Annotated in this window: 22 protein-coding genes, 1 tRNA gene and 1 pseudogene; 11 read left to right on the top strand and 13 right to left on the bottom strand. The window is 58.4% G+C overall.

The window, feature by feature from the left end; translation table 11 throughout:
- Positions 1 to 338 precede the first annotated feature (338 nt).
- The 3 genes and pseudogenes from E0F99_RS31190 to E0F99_RS18865 form a co-directional block, all read left to right on the top strand.
- Positions 339 to 836, top strand: a pseudogene (locus E0F99_RS31190) (S24 family peptidase); the annotation flags it as partial.
- Between the two features lie 377 nt (positions 837 to 1,213).
- The gene (locus tag E0F99_RS18870; RefSeq protein ID WP_083358863.1) at positions 1,214 to 1,594 is read left to right on the top strand and encodes a response regulator transcription factor; all 381 of its coding nucleotides are present in this window, start codon (positions 1,214 to 1,216) and stop codon (positions 1,592 to 1,594) included.
- 28 nt (positions 1,595 to 1,622) lie between these two features.
- Complete coding sequence (locus E0F99_RS18865; protein WP_083358864.1) at positions 1,623 to 1,907, top strand: hypothetical protein; 285 nt, start codon at positions 1,623 to 1,625, stop codon at positions 1,905 to 1,907.
- A gap of 125 nt (positions 1,908 to 2,032) precedes the next feature.
- Here E0F99_RS18865 and E0F99_RS18860 read toward each other — a convergent pair whose 3' ends face one another.
- From E0F99_RS18860 to E0F99_RS18850, 3 genes are all read right to left on the bottom strand, one after another.
- A complete protein-coding gene (locus E0F99_RS18860) occupies positions 2,033 to 2,761 on the bottom strand; it encodes a hypothetical protein (protein ID WP_083358865.1) in 729 nt (242 codons plus the stop codon).
- Positions 2,754 to 3,425, bottom strand: coding sequence for a hypothetical protein (locus tag E0F99_RS18855; protein ID WP_130908865.1), 672 nt, complete (start codon positions 3,423 to 3,425; stop codon positions 2,754 to 2,756). Before E0F99_RS18855 ends, E0F99_RS18860 begins: the two co-directional genes overlap by 8 nt.
- A 404-nt stretch (positions 3,426 to 3,829) precedes the next feature.
- Positions 3,830 to 4,054: a hypothetical protein gene (locus tag E0F99_RS18850; RefSeq protein ID WP_130908864.1), complete on the bottom strand. Its 225-nt coding sequence runs from the start codon at positions 4,052 to 4,054 to the stop codon at positions 3,830 to 3,832.
- 171 nt (positions 4,055 to 4,225) lie between these two features.
- On the opposite strand from E0F99_RS18850, the gene E0F99_RS18845 reads away from it, so the two are divergent.
- Together E0F99_RS18845 and E0F99_RS18840 are read left to right on the top strand one after the other, a co-directional pair.
- Entirely contained in the window at positions 4,226 to 4,468 is a 243-nt protein-coding gene (locus E0F99_RS18845) for a DUF4224 domain-containing protein (protein WP_083358867.1), read from the top strand.
- 1 nt (position 4,469) lies between these two features.
- Positions 4,470 to 5,519: a tyrosine-type recombinase/integrase gene (locus E0F99_RS18840; RefSeq protein WP_083358868.1), complete on the top strand. Its 1,050-nt coding sequence runs from the start codon at positions 4,470 to 4,472 to the stop codon at positions 5,517 to 5,519.
- Between the two features lie 116 nt (positions 5,520 to 5,635).
- Here the strand turns inward: E0F99_RS18840 and E0F99_RS18835 are convergent.
- Positions 5,636 to 5,726 (bottom strand) — tRNA-Ser (locus tag E0F99_RS18835).
- A gap of 152 nt (positions 5,727 to 5,878) precedes the next feature.
- On the opposite strand from E0F99_RS18835, the gene E0F99_RS18830 reads away from it, so the two are divergent.
- On the top strand, positions 5,879 to 6,550 hold the full coding sequence (locus E0F99_RS18830; protein ID WP_083358869.1) for a Bax inhibitor-1/YccA family protein: 672 nt from the start codon (positions 5,879 to 5,881) through the stop codon (positions 6,548 to 6,550).
- Between the two features lie 69 nt (positions 6,551 to 6,619).
- On the opposite strand, the gene murB is transcribed toward E0F99_RS18830, so the two are convergent.
- From murB to E0F99_RS18790, 8 genes are all read right to left on the bottom strand, one after another.
- Positions 6,620 to 7,639 (bottom strand): UDP-N-acetylmuramate dehydrogenase, encoded by a 1,020-nt coding sequence (murB, locus tag E0F99_RS18825; RefSeq protein WP_083358870.1) that lies wholly within the window; start codon positions 7,637 to 7,639, stop codon positions 6,620 to 6,622.
- A complete protein-coding gene (locus E0F99_RS18820; RefSeq protein ID WP_083358871.1) occupies positions 7,636 to 8,100 on the bottom strand; it encodes a low molecular weight protein-tyrosine-phosphatase in 465 nt (154 codons plus the stop codon). Before E0F99_RS18820 ends, murB begins: the two co-directional genes overlap by 4 nt.
- Positions 8,100 to 8,864, bottom strand: a complete 765-nt coding sequence (gene kdsB / locus E0F99_RS18815) for a 3-deoxy-manno-octulosonate cytidylyltransferase (RefSeq protein WP_083358872.1) — start codon at positions 8,862 to 8,864, stop codon at positions 8,100 to 8,102. The genes E0F99_RS18820 and kdsB overlap by 1 nt, the downstream gene beginning before the upstream one ends.
- Positions 8,861 to 9,046 carry a Trm112 family protein gene (locus tag E0F99_RS18810; protein ID WP_130908863.1) on the bottom strand — a complete coding sequence of 62 codons (186 nt, stop codon included), beginning with the start codon at positions 9,044 to 9,046 and terminating at the stop codon, positions 8,861 to 8,863. Before E0F99_RS18810 ends, kdsB begins: the two co-directional genes overlap by 4 nt.
- Before the next feature lie 24 nt (positions 9,047 to 9,070).
- Positions 9,071 to 10,081 carry a tetraacyldisaccharide 4'-kinase gene (gene lpxK, locus E0F99_RS18805; RefSeq protein ID WP_083358873.1) on the bottom strand — a complete coding sequence of 337 codons (1,011 nt, stop codon included), beginning with the start codon at positions 10,079 to 10,081 and terminating at the stop codon, positions 9,071 to 9,073.
- Positions 10,081 to 10,509: an ExbD/TolR family protein gene (locus E0F99_RS18800; RefSeq protein WP_083358874.1), complete on the bottom strand. Its 429-nt coding sequence runs from the start codon at positions 10,507 to 10,509 to the stop codon at positions 10,081 to 10,083. The genes lpxK and E0F99_RS18800 overlap by 1 nt, the downstream gene beginning before the upstream one ends.
- A complete protein-coding gene (locus E0F99_RS18795) occupies positions 10,506 to 11,141 on the bottom strand; it encodes a MotA/TolQ/ExbB proton channel family protein (protein ID WP_083358875.1) in 636 nt (211 codons plus the stop codon). The genes E0F99_RS18800 and E0F99_RS18795 overlap by 4 nt, the downstream gene beginning before the upstream one ends.
- Before the next feature lie 109 nt (positions 11,142 to 11,250).
- Positions 11,251 to 13,476, bottom strand: a complete 2,226-nt coding sequence (locus E0F99_RS18790) for a DNA internalization-related competence protein ComEC/Rec2 (RefSeq protein WP_083358876.1) — start codon at positions 13,474 to 13,476, stop codon at positions 11,251 to 11,253.
- Positions 13,477 to 13,611: 135 nt separating this feature from the next.
- Here E0F99_RS18790 and E0F99_RS18785 point away from each other — a divergent pair, with 135 nt between their 5' ends.
- The 5 genes from E0F99_RS18785 to E0F99_RS18765 all read left to right on the top strand — a co-directional run bounded on the left by E0F99_RS18785 (position 13,612) and on the right by E0F99_RS18765 (position 19,127).
- Positions 13,612 to 14,127: a DUF2062 domain-containing protein gene (locus E0F99_RS18785; RefSeq protein WP_083358877.1), complete on the top strand. Its 516-nt coding sequence runs from the start codon at positions 13,612 to 13,614 to the stop codon at positions 14,125 to 14,127.
- 253 nt (positions 14,128 to 14,380) lie between these two features.
- Positions 14,381 to 17,134 carry a response regulator gene (locus E0F99_RS18780; RefSeq protein ID WP_083358878.1) on the top strand — a complete coding sequence of 918 codons (2,754 nt, stop codon included), beginning with the start codon at positions 14,381 to 14,383 and terminating at the stop codon, positions 17,132 to 17,134.
- A 90-nt stretch (positions 17,135 to 17,224) separates the two neighbouring features.
- The gene (locus tag E0F99_RS18775; protein ID WP_083358879.1) at positions 17,225 to 18,214 is read left to right on the top strand and encodes a 2-hydroxyacid dehydrogenase; all 990 of its coding nucleotides are present in this window, start codon (positions 17,225 to 17,227) and stop codon (positions 18,212 to 18,214) included.
- 71 nt (positions 18,215 to 18,285) lie between these two features.
- The gene (locus tag E0F99_RS18770; protein ID WP_083358880.1) at positions 18,286 to 18,726 is read left to right on the top strand and encodes a hypothetical protein; all 441 of its coding nucleotides are present in this window, start codon (positions 18,286 to 18,288) and stop codon (positions 18,724 to 18,726) included.
- Entirely contained in the window at positions 18,723 to 19,127 is a 405-nt protein-coding gene (locus tag E0F99_RS18765; RefSeq protein WP_083358881.1) for an META domain-containing protein, read from the top strand. The genes E0F99_RS18770 and E0F99_RS18765 overlap by 4 nt, the downstream gene beginning before the upstream one ends.
- 130 nt (positions 19,128 to 19,257) lie before the next feature.
- On the opposite strand, the gene E0F99_RS18760 is transcribed toward E0F99_RS18765, so the two are convergent.
- Positions 19,258 to 19,649 (bottom strand): TlpA disulfide reductase family protein (locus E0F99_RS18760; protein ID WP_130908862.1); only part of this gene is annotated, 392 nt, incomplete at its 5' end.

The raw sequence follows: 19,649 nt of genomic DNA, 5'->3' as shown, positions 1-19,649 counted from the left end.
TTAATACGGCGAGAAATTTAGCCTAGAGCTATATTTTGAGCAAGGAAAATTTAGCTGTGAGCATATTTAGCAATGCGCTAAATGGTGGCAACCTTTGGCACATGGATATCTACGAAATCAGAAAGCGAAATCTGCGAACCCTTATTGGTAAGCAGAAGAAAGCCTCATGCGCGGCGCGCTGGGAGATGAGTCCTGCTCACTTGAGCCAGGTCCTTTCGGACAAAACCCCCAAGAACATCGGCGATGAAGTTGCTCGACGCATTGAGCGCCTGGAAGGATTGGATTCTGGCTGGTTCGACTCGCTTCAGGGTTACGCCCCAGGGGAAATGCTGACTGAAGATCCTGGTCATTCAGGATTGAAGGAGATACGCCTGTGGGATGAAGGCACCCCACTAGAGAATGATGAAATTTCGGTTCCATATCTGCGCGAAGTCGAGCTCGCAGCCGGATCAGGGCGCTTTGTTATTGAAGAAGGCGAGAAATCAAGCCTTCGATTCGACAAGCGCAGCCTACGCCAGAACGGTGTGCAGTTCGACAAAGCGAGATGTGTGACCGTTAGAGGCAATAGCATGCTGCCAGTGCTTAGGGACGGCGCCATTGTGGGAGTGAATATTGGCAGCACAGCTCTCGCCGAGGTCGTAGACGGCGATCTATATGCAATCAATCACAATGGTCAGTTGCGTGTGAAGCAACTCTACCGGCTCCCTACGGGCATGCGAATGCGCAGCTTCAATCGAGATGAACATCCTGATGAAGACTACAGCTACCAGCAATTGCACGATGAGCAGATAAGTATTCTCGGCCACGTTTTTTGGTGGGGAATGTACGCGCGATAGTACCCAGCAGCTAAATTATCAAACCCGCCATGTGCGGGTTTTTTTATATTTAGCTAAATTTATTTAGCTTACAGCTATTGACTGATATTTAGCTTGAAGCTAAATTTGCGCCTTCACCGGATAATAACCGGCCAGATGGAAGGCAGCGATGGACCGGCCTAAACGGTTCAGAGGGTTGGCAACTGACCCGGGCGTGCAGCGTAAAGCGCCAAGACGAGTTATCCAGCGGGAGAATAAGCCGAAAGGCCCGCGGCTGGAAAAACAATTTGATTGGGCCGGCGGCGACGCCAGTAGCTGGAAGCCGGCAGACGACACCAGAAGATTTCACGTCAGCGCCTGTATCGGGCGCTTTCGGAAAACAACCGGGAGTCAAAGCGATGGACGAAATCATCAGCGGCGCATGGAAGGGTCACCTCGGGCGCGGCCTTGCGCCGAAGGAATTGCAGTATCTACTGGGCACCGCCCAGGGCATGACAGCCAAAGAAATAGCCCGCCAATTCGACGTGGCGACCTGCACCGTGGCAAAGCGCCTTTCGTGCGCAATGTTCAAGCTTGGTGTAACCCGCCAGGCCGCCGCCGTTGCCGAGGCGATGCGCCGCCAGATCATCTCACCAATGTGCTTTGCATTGGCCGCGCTGATTGCCATGCACGCAATGATAGGCAACGACGCAATGCGACGTGACCGCAGGATTCCAGAGCGCCGTACTGCCCAGGTACGAATTGTACGGCAGCCAGAACAACCAATGCTCATTGCTTAAATAGACGCAACTCAACGAGGTACACAGCATGCACGCATCAGTTCAACAGCGAGTCGAAGTGGCTGCGGCCTTGCGAGTTCGCACGCAGATTGCTACTGCCGAGTTCTATGCTCTGATTGGTAGGGAGCAACCCGTACAGAAAATTCGCTACCAAGTCGTAACTCGCGGCAAGGCCTACCACATCGTGGAATGGGCGACCGGTAAAGTCAGAGGGTTTCGCTGGACGCACAAGGACGCTGTCAGCTTTGCCGAGTTGCTGGAGCTGGATCGCCTAGGTATGGCAGAGGAGCATCAAATAAAACAGGCTCGATAACACCATAGGCAGACTGTCTTGATTTACCCGCCCATGCAATCGAAGAGATTGACCATGGATAGAGACAACTTACAGATCCACGAAACTAGCGCGCGAAGAAGGAGAAACAAAAAGCTCGATTTTGTTCATTTCTGCAAGCCGATAGAGACGTCCTTCCCAAACTTTATTATGGAAATCTTGCGAGGGGAAACACTCGCACTCTCAAATACCACCAGATTATCCCCTATCGCTTCTATGAGTTGATACTTGGGATCACCTTTCACGTAAACCACAGGCAAGTCCTTCAGAGTCCCCGATGAAAGCTCATACCCTTTGGCCCTACCTACAATATTAGGAGCTGTATAGACGGCCAACGATATGCACAAAAAAATTTGTAAGACCTGCATTAAACCGATGCTCTTAAAACCCTCATTGAAAACCAAATCGTAAATATAACAACCTACTGAGATTCCCAGTAACAAACCACTTATCTGGCCCAGATAGTATACAGAAGGCGAGTACTTCGGAAATGGATCTAAAAGCAAATACAGCGCAAACATAGCCGAAACCAATACAATGAGGCCTACGACAACAGCTAGCCATCTACGTAAAAAATTTCGTTCAATAGGTGTTCGACTAAGCCCCCATGAAACCACTAAACCGATTATTACATAAAGGAAGACCATAGCTCCCTTCCGGACAAAGTATTCTGTGGGCACGGTATTGATTAACCAAGACGCGCCCATCCGTTCAAACATATATCTGAACTCAAAAAAGCCAGCGATGCCAGCTATGAATGAGGTTACTCCCAGTATAGAACCAAGCTTGACCGCCCATTCGCCCAAGCTGTTAAGAGTGAGAGCGCGCTCAGTCATTAGATGGAAGAACTTGTTCTTGCGACGTTTGCACTTTTAACTTCCTCTGTGCTTGTTTTTCGGCAAGTGGTTCTACTCTTCTGAATACCGAGAAGAGAATTTTCATTTTCATTAGTGGGTTTCCATCAACCCGCGCATCTAACACACAACGCTGCCGCTCAGACAAATCCAAAACCTGCTCCATTCTTTCAGAGGCTCTTTTTACAAAGTTTTTTTGCCCCAGAGTCATCCCCCCCACATCAGAAGCATCAATATCAGATAACTTCATTTCTGAGGATCGGGCATGCAAATTCTTATATGTTTGAACAGCTGTCTGGTAAACAACTGCGACAGCGGCAACCATCACACCGACATGAAACGCAGCCTCAAGAATAACCGCCAATTCAATATAACCAGGCGAAGCGTACTTTATTTTTTCGATTTCAGGCTTGCCGCTTTCGGGAATACCTTTGAAAAGATTGTTAAAAAAATGAACCGTACTATAGCCACCACGCCATGGAAATTTATTATATACGAGCTGTACCTTGCGCTCATCACTACCCTGCAAGTCACCCAAGAGAGAAAAGGCAAAACCATAAACTCGAGTATAATTATGCGTGACCTCCGACAACTCCTCTAGAGACCAATTTAAGTCCAATAAAAGCTTAGTGGTATCATTATCCATCAACGAGTCCTATATGAGATCTTCCATGTCTGCACACTCGGAATTTGACTTCGAGCATAGCACGGATCGGCAAGGTAACAGCATGCGCCAAGTAGCACAACGCCATCACAAATTATGGCTTTGTGCGCGATCTCTCAGTGACCCGGTTACGGAGGCTGTCTGCCGCGTCGAACGCAACGCCCTCCCCTTAATGGACTTCGGATCAGGACATTAGCTGTACGAACAGAGCCGTCACCCGTTAGACCAAAGGACGAACTCGAGCTTGCGATACGAGAATGCTGTGGGCGAGTGATGTGTTCGCCGCCCAATCGGTGCCTGTCGACTCAAAACATCACGACAATCACTAGCAGCACCGTCCTTCCAGACATACCGTTAAAGGCTGACACAGGGGCAGCCTCCTCTCGTCATGCAATTTTCGACGCGTGACCTAGAGCTTTTGCTGCTGCCACTTTGATATCGAGGTGTACGGTGGAGTTAGCGGTAACAATGTTTATTAATGCCTGCCGCGCATCCTCGCCACCTGCATAGCCCAAGCCTTCAGCTGCTGCGACTTTTATATCTAAATGCACGGTTGAGTTTCCAGTCATGGTTTGAATCAACTGCGACACAGCTTCAGATGGCGTTGCCATAAATACTTATCCCTAAGACATTAATTGAGGAGTCGCGATACTAGGTAGTTTGGCTCTCCATAGCAATTCATCTTCCCCCACCTTTCCCATCTTCTGCCGCGCACAGCAGCAAGGACAACACATGACAATGAACAAGACAGCGCTGCCCAGTGCGGGTAGCGGGAGATAACTATGCAAGCAGAAATCTTATCGGATAAGGAGCTTGCGGACCTCACCGGCTACAAGCTCAGAGCACATCAGCGTAAATGGCTTAGGGATCGCAACTGGGTATTCATCGAGAGTCGCGGCGGTCGGCCCTTGGTCGGACGGATGTTCGCGCGCATGAAGCTGGGCATGGTTAATCCGGCCATCGTTGAACAGAACCCACCGCCGGGGCGCCCTGTTTGGACGCCAGACTTCTCCAAGGTGAACTGATATGCGCCCCCGGAACCACGAAAACAGAGATTTGCCGCCTGGAATGGTGCGCCGTAAGCGCCCAAGGAAAAATGGCAAGGTTTGGATCGGCTACTACTACCGGGATTCTGCTGGCAAAGAGATCCCGCTCGGAACAGACCTGAGCAAAGCCCGTTTGAAGTGGGCCGAACTTGAGGCCAAAGAAAAACCCGCCGATCTGACAACGATGAGGGGCATCTTCGACCGATACGTGCGCGACGTCATCCCAAAAAAGGGCGAGCGGACCCAGAAAGACAACATGGCCGAACTAAAACAGCTTCGCCCTACGTTTGATGAGGCACCCATAGATTCGATTACTCCGTTCAACATCGCAGGTTACCGTGATGCTCGCTCAGCGAAGGTTCGTGCCAACCGCGAGATCGCGCTCCTGTCCCACGTTTTCAACATGGCTAGAGAGTGGGGCCTCACGGAACGGGAGAACCCTTGCCAGGGAATCAGGAAGAATAAGGAGGCGCCGCGTGATTACTACGCCAACGCGGCTGTTTGGGATGCCGTCTACGCGGTTGCCGAACAAGAACTCAAGGAAGCCATGGACCTGGGCTATTTGACCGGACAGCGGCCTGCTGACGTGCTGATCATGCGCAGCGACGATACCGAGGGTGACCACTTCCTAGTAACGCAGGGCAAGACCGGCCAGAAGCTTCGAATCTTGATGCGTACGGAAGCCGGGGAAAACAGCTTGGGGAGATTGGTCAGGGAGATCAGCGAAAGGAATGTCGGTCATTCGTCCAAGTACCTGCTGATCAACAGATACGGAAAGCGAATGACGAAGGGGATGCTGCGCTTGCGCTGGGACAAGGCGCGGGAAAAAGCAAAGCAGAACGCCATCGAACAAGGCGACCCGCTGCTCGCGGCCAAGATTGGAGGCTTTCAGTTCCGCGACATCCGGCCGAAAGCCGCGTCGGAAATCATCGATATCGGGGATGCCAGCCTGCTGCTGGGACACAGTAAACAGGAGATCACAAAGCGGGTTTACAGGAGGATTGGCGCCACCGCGAAACCGTCCAAATAGGCAAAGTTTCGGAACTCCTACCCGAAAGTTTCGGAACCCCTGCCAAAAGCAGCACAAACCTTCCCAAACCCCAGATACGAAAAAGCCCCGACTAATCGAGGCTTTATCGTTTAATTTGGCGGGAAACCAGGGATTCGAACCCTGGGAACGCTATTAACGTTCGCCGGTTTTCAAGACCGGTGCATTCAACCACTCTGCCAATTTCCCTTTTGCAGCACAGGATTATAGTAGCGCATCCCGTGTCAGCGGGCGCCATAATACCCGAATGAAACACACTGTCAAACTCTTGCCATGGCTTGTTACAGAGCGTCTGTTATGATCCTTGCGACTGAATGTTTCAAAACTGAAGGAGTGTCGCCATGCGCGAACAGAATTACGCAGTGAATGATCACGCGCAGGCTGAGCAGCTTGAAGTCAGCCGCGTGTTGCGCAATACGTACGGTTTGCTCGCCCTTACCCTCGCATTCAGCGGCGTGATGGCGTATGTAGCGCAGCAGATGCGCGTTGGCTATCCGAATATCTTTGTCGTGCTGATCGGCTTCTACGGTCTGTTTTTCCTGACCAACAAGCTGCGCGACTCGGCCTGGGGCCTGGTGTCGGCGTTTGCCCTGACCGGTTTCATGGGGTTCATCCTCGGCCCGATCCTTAACCGTTACCTCGGCATGGCCGGCGGCGCGGAAGTGGTCAGCTCGGCATTTGCCATGACTGCCCTGGTGTTTGGTGGTCTGTCGGCCTACGTGCTGATCAGCCGCAAGGACATGAGCTTCCTGGGCGGTTTCATCACCGCAGGCTTCTTCGTGTTGCTGGCGGCAGTGGTCGCAGGCATGTTCTTCCAGATCAGCGGGCTGCAGTTGGCGATCAGCGCTGGTTTTGTGCTGTTCTCCTCTGTGTGCATCCTGTTCCAGACCAGCGCCATCATCCACGGCGGTGAGCGTAACTACATCATGGCAACCGTCAGCCTGTATGTATCGATCTACAACCTGTTCATCAGCCTGTTGCAGATCTTCGGCATCATGAGCCGTGATGACTGATTGCTAGCGCTATAAAAAATGCCCCGTATCGTGAGATACGGGGCATTTTTGTTTCCGCAGGTTCAGTACTCAGTACCTGTTAGGTTCCATTTCCAGATCAACCTTGAAGCGTTCAGCAATGTCCTGCTGGATCCGCAGCGCCAGGTTGGCGATCTCGTGCCCTGTCGCCGCGCCATAGTTGACCAGCACCAGCGCCTGCAGCTTATGCACGCCAGCATCGCCCTCACGAAAACCCTTCCAGCCGGCCTTATCAATCAACCAGCCAGCGGCGAGCTTCATCTGCCCATCCGCCTGCGGGTACGCCACCAGGTCCGGGTACTGCGCCTGTAGCTCTGTGGCCAGCGCCTGGGACACCAGCGGGTTCTTGAAAAAGCTCCCGGCATTACCCAGCTCAGCCGGGTCCGGCAGTTTTTCGCGGCGGATGCTGCAGATAGCGCGGCTGACGTCGCTGGGCGTTGCCTCAGTGATCCCCTGCCCGGCCAGGCGCTGTTGCACCGGGCCGTAATCGAGTTTCAGGTGACTGACGCGGCTCAAGGCAAAACGCACGCGCAGAATCAACCAGCGCCCGGTTTCGTGCTTGAACAGGCTGTCACGGTAGGCAAAGTCGCACGCTTGCAGGCTGAACTCGCGCAGCTCGCCGGTCTGGCGATCCAAAGCGGTCAGGCCGGCAAACACATCCTTGATCTCCACACCGTAGGCACCGATGTTCTGCATCGGCGCAGCGCCGACGGTGCCGGGGATCAGGCTGAGGTTTTCCAGGCCGCAGAAGCCGTGTTCCAGGGTCCACAGTACAAACGGATGCCAGGCCTCGCCAGCCTCGGCTTCGACCACGACGTGCAGGCCATCATCCTGCAGCACGCGAATGCCCTGGGTCGCCATGCGCAACACCAACGCCTGGATATCCTGAGTCAGCAGCACGTTGCTGCCACCGCCGATCACTAGCAGCGGCAACCCTTGTACAGCCGCGTAGGCCATGGCTTCGCGAACATCGGCGTCGCTGTGGGCCTCGGCGAACAACTGGGCGCGCACATCGATGCCAAAGCTGTTGAATGGCTTGAGCGATACCTGCGCAAGCACGTGCAAGGTCATAACCGCCCCTTCAATTCGATTACTAATAAATCACAGGCGCGTTCGATCAGGTCGAGGACGCGCTCAAAGCCCTGTTCGCCTTCGTAGTAAGGGTCTGGCACCTCGTCGACTTCAGCGTCAAAGCGGCGCAGGAACAAGTCCAGCTCCGCCTTGCCTTGCCCCGGGTGCAGCGCCTTGAGGTTGCGCAGGTTGCTGTGGTCCATCGCCAGGATCAGGTCATAGCGCGCAAAGTCAGCGCGCGAGACTTGCTGGGCACGCTGTGCCGACAGGTCATAACCGCGCACACTTGCTGCACGCTGGCTACGCGGGTCCGGTGGGTTGCCGACATGCCATTCACCGGTGCCGGCCGACGACACCTCGACCTGGCCCGCCAAGCCCGCTTCACGCAATTTATGGCGCAATACGCCCTCGGCGGTTGGCGAGCGGCAGATATTGCCCAGGCAAACAAACAGAACCTCCATCAAGCCCCCAGCAGGCGACGGACGCGCTCCAGGTCTTCATGGGTGTCGACACCGGCCGGTGGCGCCTCCAGGGCATCGCCCACATGAATACGTACGCCGTGCCACAAGGCACGCAGTTGCTCCAAGGACTCGGTGTTTTCCAACCAGCATGGGCCCCAACCGACGAAGTCATGCAGGAAACCGGCGCGGTAGGCGTAGATGCCAATGTGGCGACGGTACGGCACGCCCTCCGGCAATACGTCAGGGCTCTTGGCGAAGGCGTCGCGCGCCCAAGGCAGAATCGAGCGGCTGAACGTCAGCGCCAGGCCATTGATATCGGTGACCACCTTGACCACGCTTGGACTGAACAGAGTGTCGATATCTTCGATAGGTTCGCACAAGGTCGCCATACGCGCTTCACCATGGGCAGCCAGGTTGGCGGCTACCTGGTCGATCACGCACGGCGGGATCATGGGCTCATCGCCTTGCACGTTGACCACGATCGCATCCGGTGCCAGGCCCAGGTGCGTGGCAACTTCGGCCAGGCGGTCGGTGCCGGAATTGTGGTCTTCGCGGGTCAGTACCGCTTCGGCGCCAAACCCCTTGCAGGCGTCGATGATGCGCGGATCATCGGTGGCGACTACGACCCGTTCGGCGCTGCTTTTGCAGGCTTGTTCCCATACCAACTGGATCATCGGCTTGTTGCCGATCAATTGCAGCGGCTTGCCCGGCAGGCGGGTCGATGCGTAGCGAGCGGGAATGACAACGGTAAAGGCGGTGGTCATTTATCCAGGCGCTCATCGGGGGTCAGGGTGCGAGCTTCGCTCTCCAGCATCACCGGGATGCCATCACGGATCGGGTATGCCAAGCCGGCGCCTTTGCTGATCAGCTCGGTTTTATCGGCGCTGAGCTTGAGTGGGCCTTTGCAGATCGGGCAAGCGAGGATGTCGAGCAGTTTGGTGTCCATGAGTGTTTCCTGGATAAAAACGATTTAAGGCAAGAGTCGGGCGGGTAGCAAGCGCATCAGTTGGGTGTCGAACCAGGCAACAAACGCCGGCGACGGCACCGCATCCACCGCAAGGTACCACCAGTCTGGCTGGGCAAAGGCGCGGCACTTCACCGCGTCCTTTTCGGTCATGACCAAGGGTAGCGACGGCGTGAAATTCAAGACCTCTGCGCTATAGGGCGCATGGTCGGCAAAAGCATGGGGTATCGGCCGCCAGTGTAGCGTTTCAAGGGTATTGAAGAAACGTTGCGGGTTACCGATACCCGCCACCGCGTGCACCTGCTGACCAGCCGGAAAATGATCAGCCGGTTGGCGCTCACCGGTTCTCAAGTTGATCAGCGCCGTGGGCAACAAGCGAAAGGCAAAGCCACCCTCAGGATCGGCGCCGGCGCCGTTATAGAGCAACGCGTCGACACTCTGCAGACGCTCCACCGGCTCGCGCAATGGCCCGGCCGGCAGGCAACGGCGATTGCCCAAACCACGAGCGGCATCGACCAGCACCAGTTCAAGGTCGCGGGCCAGACGGTAATGCTGCAGGCCGTCGTCGGAAAGGATCAGGTCAAGGGGCTCGCCGGCCAGCAGTGCTTTCACGGCGCGGCTGCGGTCGGGATCAATCATCAGCGGCACGCCGCAACGCTGCACGATAAGCAATGGCTCATCGCCAGCCACTTCAGGGCTGTGGCTGGCCTCAACCCGCCACGGCAATTGCGGTGGCTTGGCGCCGTAGCCGCGACTGACCACCCCGACGCGCAAGCCACTGCGCCGACAGTGCTCGATCAGCCACAGGATCAGCGGTGTCTTGCCCGTACCGCCCACCGTAATATTACCCACCACCACGACCGGCACCGGTGACTGATAAATATCGCCCTCGCCCGCGAGAAAGCGCGCACGCTTGCGCTGCACCACGCGGCGATACAAAGACTCCAGCGGCCGCAGCAGCGTCAGCGCCGGATGGCCCTCGTACCAGGCCTTGAGCAAACGATCGGACATGGCCATCAGGGTTGAGCCGCCGCCTCGACGGTGGTCATGCGCAGATGGGTGAAGCCGAGCTTACCGGCGGCGTCCATCGCGGTGATCACGGCTTGATGCTGGGTTTTGCCATCAGCACTGATGGAAAGCGGCATTTTTGTATCGCCGCCGGACTCTTTCTGCAGGGCATCCATCAGGCTGTTGAGATCGTTCTTCTCAAGCAATTGATTATTCACCGAAAACACCCCGTCAGCGCTAATGGCGATGTCCAGTTGCTTGACTTCCTGATCCTCGGCCGGCGAACCGCTCACTGCTTCCGGCAAGTCGACACGCAGCTGGGTTTGCCGGGTAAAGGTGGTGGTGACGACGAAAAACAGCAGCAGGATGAACACCACGTCGATCAACGACGCGAGGTTGATATCGACATTTTCCCGTCGCTTGCGGCGAAATTTCACACTCGGCCCTCGACGAAATCGACATCACGATCGCCCTGCACCACTTCCACCAGCTTAATGGCTTCCTGTTCCATACCGACCACCAACTCGTCGATGCGGCGCTGCAGGAAACGGTGGAAAAACACCGACGGAATGCCGACCATCAGGCCCGCAGCCGTGGTAATCAAGGCCTTGGAGATACCGCCAGCCAACACCGCAGCGTTAGTGCTCATGCCGGAGCCCATGAAGGAGCTGAAAATATCGATCATGCCCAGCACCGTCCCCAGCAGGCCAAGCAACGGCGCCATGGCAGCAATAGTGCCGAGCGCGTTGATATAGCGCTCCATCTCATGGATGACGCGGGCGGCCGCCTCTTCAATACACTCTTTCATGATCTCGCGACCATGCTTGGAGTTGGCGAGGCCCGCGGCGAGGATTTCACCCAAGGGCGAATTGGCGCGTAGCTCCTTGAGCTTGTCTTTGTCCAACTGCTTGTTCTTGATCCAGCCCCACACCTGCCCCAACAGATGCTCGGGCGTGATGCGACTGGCGCGCAGGGTCCACAGGCGTTCGGCGACGATGCCGAGTGCGGCGATGGAGCTCATGATGATCGGCAACATCATCCAGCCGCCGGATTTGACCAATTCCCACACAGTGAATGTCCCCTCGAAAAAGTGCGCCACTTTACCATATAGGTTCGCCGGCGGGGCTCGTCGGCCACAGACCTGCCCGCAGCAGGCTTTGGCTCCAGGCAAACCGGTATTAGGGTAGCGCTTCGCGCCAGAAACGGCGTTGACTGCGCGCAACAACAGGTGATTCATAGGCGCCCAACTGCAGACGTACCGCACCTTGCTCGGCGCTGTCGTACACACGGCTACCCACCGCCTGATAACGCTGCATCACCTGTGGGTGCGGATGCCCGAATGCGTTGCCACGACCACGGGAAATCAGCACCGACTTGGGTGTGAGTTGCGCTAGAAAAGGCCAGGATGAAGAGCTGCGACTGCCATGGTGAGGTGCTTGCAGCCAATCGGTCGGCACGGCCAAGGGCGAAGCAAGAAAAGCCTGTTCGGCAGCGCGATCGATATCGCCGGTCAGTAGCAGGCGCTCGCCACTGGCCTGTACCCGCAACACACAGGATTTCGGATTGCTGCTAGTAGCTCCAGGCCACTGCCACAGCTCAAATGACACCCCATCCCAGACCCATTGCTCACCACTGACACAGCGCGCAATAGCAAGAAAGACCGGCAACCCGTCAGCCTCTGCGCCAACGACCCGCTTCACCGCCAGCCCCAGGGCAACGGCAGCCGCACCACCGGCGTGATCTGCGTGAGCGTGGCTGATCACCATCATGTCCAGCGACTCTACGCCGAGCTTTCTCAGTGCAGGCAATACCACGCGCGCGCCGAGGTCAAACGCACCCGAGCGCGGCCCTGTGTCGTAGAGCAATGTGTGATGGCGTGTGCGCAGAATCAACGCTTGCCCTTGGCCGACGTCCAGTTGCGTTACCTCAACCTGGCCATGCGGCACCATTTGCCTGGGCGCAAAAATCGCCAGCAACAGCATCGGCCAGCCCAGCAGCCGAATTGGCACGCCTTTGGGCAGCAGCAATAACACCGCGCCGGCCAGGCTCACGGCCCAATAACCCAGAGGCACTTCGACAGGTATCCAGGCCGGGCGTTGCCCGGCCAACAACGCCAAGCTTCTGAACAGCACCTCCAGCGCCCCACCGGCCAGCCACAGCAAGCCCTCGCCCACAAACGGTACGACCAGCAGCGCCGTTCCCAGCAGTGCCAACGGCAACACCACCAGGCTGATCCACGGCACAGCGAATAAATTCGCCACCGGCGCACTGAGGCTGATGGGCAACCCCAACACCAGTAATACGGGAAACAAGCCAATGGCTATCAACCATTGGGGGCGCGTCCATAGCTGCCACAGGCTCCAGGCACCCAGACGTCCGCCGAATGCCAGCACCAGCACCGCAACGGCGGCAAACGACAACCAGAACCCCGGCTGCAAGCTGGCCAATGGCTCCAGCATCAGTACGCCATCCAGTGCCAGCAACAACGGCCACCACACGCCTAAATGCCGAAAGCGCAAACGCCATAGCAGTACCAGCCCAACCATCACACACGCCCGCTGCACCGGCACGCCGAACCCCGCCAGCAAGCCATAACCCAACGCCGCGGCAAACGCCAACCCGCAGGCCCATGGCAACCACGGCAAGGCACGCGGCCAGCAACCGTAACGCGCAAGCCCAGCCACCAAGCCGTAGATCAGACCCGCAAGCAACCCGATATGCTGGCCGGAAATCACCAGCAGGTGCACCGTTCCTGTGTCCTGCAATACTTGCCAATCCTGCGTGGCCAGCCCCGAACCGTCGCCCAGCACCAGCGCCGCCAAACCAGCCTCGCGGCCCAAGGCATCCACGCTACTCAGGCGCTGCCGGAGGCTGTCGCGCCAGGCGTTATGCGCCGGCGCCAGGCGTTGCCCATCTTTTACCGAACCGGTTGCGCCAATACGCTGGGCCAGCAGCCAGGCCTCATAGTCAAAGCCATGAAAATTGAGTAACCCCGACGGTCGCCTGAGCGTGACTGCCAGACGCCAACGCTCGCCACTGTTTACCGGCGGGCCACCGTGCCAGGACACCCGGATACGCTTAGGTAGTCGAGCGTTGCGCGACCGGTTGTCGGCCAATTCGAAGCGCACGCCAGTGCTCGTATGTTGTGGCAGCCCGACCACACGCCCCTCCACCCAGCGCGTCTGCCCCTCCAGCGCAGGCCTGAGGCGATCGTCCAATGCCCACTGCGCGCTGATGCACGCCCAACTCAAGCCCAGTAGCAAGAACGCCAGCGGATAGGTACGAAATGGCAACAACATCAATGCCATTACCAACAGGGCCAGCAGCCAACCGGTGGGCGGCAGAGTCGGGAGAAATCGCAGCGAAAGCAGGCCAAGTCCGAGCGCAAACATCCCAGTCCTCATGAATCATCCTTTTAAAGTGGTGCACTCAGTCATAGTCGTCCCCCCAGAACGGCCTATGATGTTTTGTCACAAAGTCTGAATTTTCTGTTTATAGAATGCGGGCATACTTGCCCCTCGAACTGACCTGGACCCCTTATGCCCCGGCGCTTATTCAAACGGTACATGCCCGATCCCACGCGTATCAGGGAACACAAGTCCTTACGATTTCTCGGCACGCTGCTGCATGACCCCAACCTCTGGCACCTGAACCGGCACTCGGTGGCCCGCGCCATGGCGGTGGGTTTGTTCGCGGCATTCATCCCGATTCCGTTGCAGATGTTGTTGGCGGCGATTCTGGCAATCGCGGTGCGCGGCAATATGCCCATCGCCGTCAGCCTGGTGTGGCTGACCAACCCGATCACCATGCCGGTCGTCTTTATCTGCACCTACATGACCGGCGCCTGGCTGATGAATGTGCCGTCACGCAGCCTGCCCGACAACCTGACCTGGGAATGGATCAGCAGCCAGTTGAGCACGCTGTGGCAGCCGTTCCTGCTGGGTTCGGTGGTGTTAGGGTTGGTACTGGGCGTACTGGCCTACTGCCTGACCATGGGCTATTGGCGCTGGTGGGTCGCGCACCAGTGGAAAAAGCGCAAACAGCGCCGTGCGTGAAGACTGACAGGCCGGCAGACGCATCCAGCAGCCGTTCGCCCACCCTGCGCCATAAATCCCACTCCAACCCCCTTCCCCGCTTGGTCCACCCCTCGTCAGGCGTGCGTGTACCACGCCCTCCCAATCGCCAGAAGATTGCCGCCAATCATGAATTTGCGAGATTCCACGCCGCGCAAATGGCTACACTGCGCAGGTGGCGCGGGCCGGATGCCCGCGCGGATGATTGATATCAATGTGGTAGCAGGAGAGTGGCGTGCTTAGAAGAATGGGGATAAAAGGCCGCGTACTGTTGCTGACCTTATTACCGACCAGCCTGATGGCCTTGTTGTTGGGGGGCTATTTTACTTGGATGCAGCTCTCGGAGTTGCAAACCCAATTGCTGCAGCGTGGCGAAATGATCGCTGAGCAATTGGCACCGTTGGTGGCCCCGGCCTTGAGCAACACCAACACCGACCTGCTTGAACGCATCGCCACGCAATCCCTGGAACAGCCTGACGTACGCGCGGTGTCGTTCCTGGCGCCGGACCGCACGCCCCTCGCCCACGCGGGCCCGACCATGCTCAACCAGCCTCCGGTCGGCAATAGCTCCCACCTCCTGCAGCGTACAGGCAATGACGCCACACGCTACCTGCTACCGGTATTTGGCCGCCATCGCAACCTCGCAGGCGAGCTGATCCCCGACGAAGCCGACCGTCTGCTGGGTTGGGTCGAAGTGGAGCTGTCCCACACTGGCATGCTGCTGCGCGGCTATCGCAGCCTGTTCGCCAGCCTGTTGTTAATTGCCATCGGCCTGATCTGCACCGCCGCGCTGGCGCTGCGTATCAGCCGCACGATCAACACCCCTATCGGCCAGATCAAGCAGGCCGTGGCCCAGCTCAAGGACGGCAACCTGGAAACTCGTTTGCCGCCGCTGGGCAGCCAGGAACTGGACCAACTCGCCTCTGGCATCAACCGCATGGCCGGCACCCTGCAAAATGCCCAGGAAGAGCTGCAGCACAGCATCGATCAAGCCACTGAAGATGTGCGCCAGAACCTGGAAACCATCGAAATCCAGAACATCGAGCTGGACCTGGCCCGCAAAGAAGCCCTGGAGGCCAGCCGCATCAAGTCGGAGTTTTTGGCCAACATGAGCCATGAAATCCGCACCCCGCTCAACGGCATCCTCGGCTTTACCCACTTGCTGCAAAAAAGCGAGCTGTCGCCGCGCCAACTGGATTACCTGGGCACCATCGAAAAATCCGCTGATAACTTGTTGGGCATCATTAACGAGATCCTCGACTTCTCGAAAATCGAAGCCGGCAAGCTGGTGCTCGACAGCGTGCCGTTCAACCTGCGCGACTTGCTGCAAGACACCCTGACGATCCTCGCCCCCGCCGCGCATGCCAAGCAGCTGGAACTGGTCAGCCTGGTGTACCGCGACACGCCGCTGGCACTGGTGGGCGACCCGTTACGCCTCAAGCAGATCCTCACCAACCTGATCAGCAATGCGATCAAGTTCACGCGCGAAGGCACCATCGTGGCCCGGGCGATGATCGAGGACGAACAGGAAGACAGCGTCCAGTTGCGCATCAGTGTGCAGGACACCGGCATTGGCCTGTCGAACCAAGATGTACGCGCGTTGTTCCAGGCGTTCAGCCAGGCCGACAATTCGCTGTCGCGCCAACCGGGCGGCACCGGCCTGGGTCTGGTGATCTCCAAGCGGTTGATCGAGCAAATGGGCGGCGAAATCGGCGTCGACAGCACACCGGGCGAAGGCTCGGAGTTCTGGATCAGCCTGAGCCTGCCCAAGACCCGCGACGACGTCGACGACCTGCCGAGCGCGCCGCTGCTCGGCCGGCGCGTGGCCGTGTTGGAAAACCACGAACTGGCGCGCCAAGCCTTGCAACATCAGTTGGAAGACTGTGGTTTGGAAGTCACACCGTTCAACACCCTGGAAAGCCTGACCAACGGCATCACCAGCGCGCACCAGACGGAACAGGCCATTGACCTGGCGGTGCTCGGCGTCACCGCCAATGACATTCCGCCTGAACGCCTCAACCAGCATTTATGGGACCTTGAGCACCTGGGTTGCAAGGTGCTGGTGCTGTGCCCGACCACTGAGCAGATGCTGTTCAACCAATCGGTGCCCAACCCCAACAGCCAATTGCAGGCCAAGCCCGCCTGTACGCGCAAGCTGCGCCGCGCCCTCGCCGACCTGATCAGCCCGCGCCCATCGCGCAGCGAACCCGGCGAGCCGCTGTCCAGCCGCGCACCGCGCGTACTCTGCGTGGACGACAACCCGGCGAACCTGCTGCTGGTGCAAACCCTACTTGAAGACATGGGGGCCAAGGTCCAGGCCGTGGAAAGCGGTTACGCCGCCATCGACGCCGTTAAGCAGGAAACCTTCGACCTGGTATTGATGGACGTACAAATGCCCGGCATGGACGGCCGCCAAAGCACCGAGGCGATCCGCCAGTGGGAAAGCGAGCGCCACGGCACGCCGTTGCCGATAGTCGCCCTCACCGCCCACGCCATGGCCAACGAAAAACGCGCGCTGTTGCAAAGCGGCATGGACGACTACCTGACCAAACCCATCAGCGAGCGGCAACTGGCCCAAGTGGTGTTGAAATGGACCGGCCTGGCCCTGCGCAATCAAGGGCCGGAGCGCGCGACCGACAGCATTGGCAATGGCGCCCAACTGTTGGTGCTGGACCATGAAGAAGGCCTGCGCCTGGCCGCCAACAAGGCCGATCTGGCCGCCGACATGCTCGCCATGCTGCTGGCCTCCCTGGAAGCCGACCGCCTGGCGATTACCGTCGCCCGCGAAGCGAACGACAACAACGCGCTGATTGAACGCGTCCACCGCCTGCATGGCGCCACCCGCTACTGCGGCGTGCCGCAATTGCGCGCAGCCTGCCAACGCGCGGAAACCTTGCTCAAGCAAGACGATGCCAAAGCCATGGCCGCATTGGACGAACTGGACATGGCGATTGCACGGCTAGCCAGTGAGGCGCGCGTCAGCGCTTGATGCTTCTGTGTGGGAGCGGGCGTGCTGTGGCGAGCCCGTGCCCGCGCCCATAGGGTTAGGTATTTTTCAGTGAGTGCAGGGAGCTTTTTGATGCGCGTGATTCTTTTCAGCAGCCAGGCCTACGACCGCGAGAGTTTTCTCGGCGAGCCGCTGCCGCCGGGCCTTGAGCTACAATTCCAACCTGCCCGGCTCAACCTCGACACCGTGGCCCTGGCCGAACATCACGACGTGGTCTGCGCCTTTATCAACGACGACCTCAGCGCCCCGGTACTGGAGCAATTGGCCGCAGGTGGCACGCGCCTGATTGCCCTGCGATCGGCCGGTTACAACCATGTCGACCTGCCTGCCGCCCAGCGCCTGGGTCTGACCATCGTGCGCGTCCCGGCCTACTCGCCTCACGCGGTGGCCGAGCACGCCGTGGCCCTGATCCTCGCCCTCAACCGCCGCCTGCACCGTGCTTACAACCGCACCCGGGACGGTGATTTCAGCCTGCATGGGCTGACCGGCTTCGACTTGGTGGGCAAGACCGTCGGCGTGGTCGGCACCGGGCAGATCGGCGCCACGTTCGCCAAGATCATGGCCGGGTTCGGCTGCCGGTTGCTGGCCTACGACCCCTTCCCCAACCCGCAGGTCCAGGCTCTCAGCGCTGACTACGTGAGCCTGCCCGAACTGCTGGCCCAGGCGCAGATCATCAGCCTGCACTGCCCGCTCACAGCCGACAGTAAACACCTGATCAACGCCCGCTCCCTGGCACAGATGCAACCCGGCGCGATGCTGATCAACACCGGCCGCGGCGGCCTGGTTGAGACGCCTGCACTGATCGAAGCCCTCAAGGACGGCCAACTCGGTTACCTGGGGCTGGACGTGTATGAAGAAGAAGCCCAGCTGTTTTTCGAGGACCGCTCTGACCTGCCGCTGCAAGACGACGTGCTCGCGCGCCTGCTGACCTTTCCCAACGTGATCATCACCGCGCACCAGGCGTTCCTCACCCGCGAGGCCCTGGCGGCAATCGCCGGCACCACATTGAGCAACATTGCCGCATGGGCCGAAGGCCAGACGCAAAACCGTGTCGAAGGATGATCAGCGGTCACACACCAGGCGCATGATAGGCAGGCGCCCGTGATAGGATGCCGCGCCTATTTGGAGGATCCATGGCCGAACACGATTTTCGCTTCAGCTTGCTGAGCCCGCAACACACCCTGATCGAATGCCGCGCCCTGGTGCCAGGCCGTTATCAAGTCACCGGCAACGGTGGTTCGATCAAGCATGGCGACGTACTCATCGTCACGCTGCGCGGCAGTAAAACCCTGTCGATGCGCCTGACCGTCGAAGGCGACGCGCGCTACTCCATCCGCCCGGCGGGCCAATGGGTCGCTATGGCGCTTGGGCCGAAATTCGGCGAGCTGGAAATTCACACCTGGAAGGTCAATTGCGACAGCTGCGACAGCGTGCTGGAGTTTGAATTCGCGGTGGAAACCAAGCTGACCAAAGAACCGCTGCAGCCCGCTGCGAACGCGCGTATCAAAGCGCTGGGCTGGGCCAGCGAAGGCGACAAGCACCGTTGCCCTAACTGCCAGCAGGCCGCGCAATGAAAGGCCTGCTTCTGCTCGCTACCGTCGGCTTAGGCCTGACCGCCTGCGCAGGCGACGCGGTGAAGCTCAAGCAGGATCACAGCTACGGGGTGGAATGGATTGGTGAGCGGCCGTTGATGGATTACGCGCACCTGACCGTCACCCTCGGCGCTGATGGTCGCGCCTATGGCAATGGCGGCTGCAACCACTGGTTTGCGCCCTACACCCTTGAGGGCGACAAGCTGAGCTTCGGCAAGATCGGCAGCACCCGCAAACGCTGCGCCGAGGCCTTGATGGAGCAGGAACGCCGCTTCTTCCAAGCCTTGCAAGGCGTGCAGCGCTGGGATATCTCGCCGATTGAACAGACCCGCTTCTGGCCGGCTGAAGGCAAGCCTATCCGCCTGTGGCTTGAAGAAGGCTGATTCAGCTTTCTCGTGCTCCAAAGGTGGGAGCGGGCTTGCTCGCGAAGGCGGTGCGTGAGTCACAGCTTAAGTTGACTGATCCACCGTCTTCGCGAGCAAGCCCCTCCCACATTGGCTTTGTGTTGTTGCTTTAACCGCGCAAGGCTTTCAGTTTGGCCAACACCCCTTGCGCCGTCTGCTCGCCCATCAACTGCTCGCGCACCTTGCCCTTATCATCAATGATGTAGGTCACAGGCAATGCCTCGCTGCGCGGAATATCGAAAATCTCTTCAGGGTTCTGCGCCAGCACGGTGAACTTGATCCCCAGCTTCTCACTGGCAGCCTTGAGTTCTTCACCCTGCACATTGTCGAAATTAACCCCGAACACCCCCACGTTTTGCCCTTTCAACTGCTCGGCCAAAGCGTTGAGTTCCGGGATTTCCGTGCGGCACGGGCCACACCATTCGGCCCAGTAGTTGACCACCGCCCATTGCTTGTCCAAGCGCTCGGACGCTACTTTCTTGCCGTACTGGTCAACGCCGT

The sequence above is a fragment of the Pseudomonas antarctica genome (genome assembly GCF_900624995.1).
In the GTDB taxonomy this organism is placed as follows: domain Bacteria; phylum Pseudomonadota; class Gammaproteobacteria; order Pseudomonadales; family Pseudomonadaceae; genus Aquipseudomonas; species Aquipseudomonas antarctica.
Note: the sequence above shows the minus strand (reverse complement) of the source record. Positions and strands in the feature narration are given on the sequence as shown.